The 1,729-nt window shown below is 58.1% G+C and carries 3 protein-coding genes; all 3 read left to right on the forward strand.

Annotated features, from left to right (window positions below; genetic code table 11):
- A partial coding sequence (locus tag VGM55_RS14400) for a GPW/gp25 family protein (protein WP_331635851.1) occupies positions 1-246 on the forward strand: 246 nt, incomplete at its 5' end.
- A complete protein-coding gene (locus VGM55_RS14405) occupies positions 230-1,147 on the forward strand; it encodes a baseplate assembly protein (protein ID WP_331635852.1) in 918 nt (305 codons plus the stop codon). The genes VGM55_RS14400 and VGM55_RS14405, both read left to right, overlap by 17 nt.
- Positions 1,140-1,694 carry a phage tail protein I gene (locus VGM55_RS14410; protein ID WP_331635853.1) on the forward strand — a complete coding sequence of 185 codons (555 nt, stop codon included), beginning with the start codon at positions 1,140-1,142 and terminating at the stop codon, positions 1,692-1,694. Before VGM55_RS14405 ends, VGM55_RS14410 begins: the two co-directional genes overlap by 8 nt.
- Positions 1,695-1,729 lie beyond the last annotated feature (35 nt).

Here is a 1,729-nt window from a genome sequence, read left to right on the forward strand (position 1 = left end):
GATTACGGCAGTGATTTATTTTCACTGGTGGATAACCCGCGGGACGATTTGACCCGGCTGCGCATCATTGCGGCGACCGCCTCGGCGCTGGCCCGTTGGGAGCCCCGCCTGCAGGTCACCCGGGTAGGGGTGTCCTTCAGCCAGAGCGAGTCCTCATCCTGCACCCTGGATATTGAAGGGCTCAACAAAGAGAGCAACGTACCGCTGACCCTGGGAGGCATACAGATTTATGGCCGGCAGCTATGACGTGATTAACCTTTCCGAACTGGATGTCCCCGACGCGATTGTTGTTCCTGACGCGGGTGAGATTTTTTCACGCTGGCTTGCCCGTCTTCGTGAACTCGATCCGGAATTCGATGCGCTGGTGGAGTCTGACCCGGCTTATAAACAGGGGGAGGTCAACGCCTGGCAACTTACCCTGGCCTTTCAGCGTGTCAATGATGCGGTGCGCGCGGTTTTTCTGGCGAGCGCGAAAGGGGCTGACCTGGACCAGCTGGGGGCCGCTTTCAACGTGTCACGCCTGGTGATTATCCCTGCCCGTCCGGATGCGGTTCCGCCCGTCGACGCGGTTAACGAGGACGACAGCGCCTTTCGGGAGCGCATTCAGCTTTCCTGGGCGCAGCTGAACACGGCCGGTGCGCGTAATGCCTATCGTTTTTTCGCAAAAACCCGGGTGGATCAGGATGTACTGGATGCTGACGCTTATGGCCCGGAAACGCATAACCGACCGGGAGAGGTGGATGTTTATGTGTTGTCCAGAACAGGTAACGGGTCCGCAGGGCCGTCTCTGATTGATAAAACCCTCAGCGTGCTGAATGCGGATGAGGTACGGCCGCTGACAGATTTGGTTAATGTCAGGAGCGCCACGATTACAAATTATGCCATCACAGCGGAGCTTGAAATACCCGATGGTCCGGATGCTCAAACTGTGCTTGAAAATGCTATCAGCGTGGCAACGCAATATGCATCGCTGTCTCATCGAATCAACGCCATTGTGCCCGTCTCCGCTGTTTATGCTGCCCTGCAGCAGCCCGGCGTTGTCCGGGTGCATCTGTTGAGTCCTGCCGGAGACATTGAGGCTGCCGCCGGCGCGGCACCGTGGTGTACCGGCATTAACGTCACCCGTAAAGGAGCTACGAATGACTGAGACATTTCGCTCCCTTCTTCCTCCCGGCGATAACCCGCAGGAGCGCGCCCAGGAGCAGGCGGGAACGGGGCAAATCCTGGCGCTGGATACGGGGATGGTGAGTGCGGTGAAAAATCCCGATACCTGCCCGGTTCATCTTCTTCCGTGGCTTGCCTGGGAATTTGCGGTGGATTTCTGGGACGACAGCTGGAGTGAGGCGCAAAAGCGGCAGGTGATAAAGGATGCGGCATATGTTCATCAGCACCGGGGAACGGCCGGGGCAGTCCGGCGGTCACTGGGTGCCGTGAGCCTGCCCACCCGGGTGGTGGAGTGGTGGGAAGAAACGCCGCGCCAGGCGCCGTACACCTTTCGCATTGAAGTTTACAGCCAGCAGGACACTGGCACCGGACTGTATGACCGTATTCGTCGCCAGGTCGGTAAGGCTAAAAATCTGCGCAGTGGCCTCAGCAGCATTGATGTGGTCGCTGACCTGGGTGCGGCCGGAACGTATTACACAGGTGGCGCGGTGACCGCTTACATCGATGTCGTGATAAAAAGTGGAGAGTAGTGTGGCAGAAAAATATTATTCCATCCTGACGAACA

Source organism: Cedecea sp., assembly GCF_036500665.1.
Lineage (GTDB): Bacteria > Pseudomonadota > Gammaproteobacteria > Enterobacterales > Enterobacteriaceae > Cedecea.

Coding starts and splice junctions, on each gene's coding strand:
- VGM55_RS14405 (WP_331635852.1), top strand. CDS start 230: ATGGCCGGCAGCTATGACGTGATTAACCTTTCCGAACTGGATGTCCCC.
- VGM55_RS14410 (WP_331635853.1), top strand. CDS start 1,140: ATGACTGAGACATTTCGCTCCCTTCTTCCTCCCGGCGATAACCCGCAG.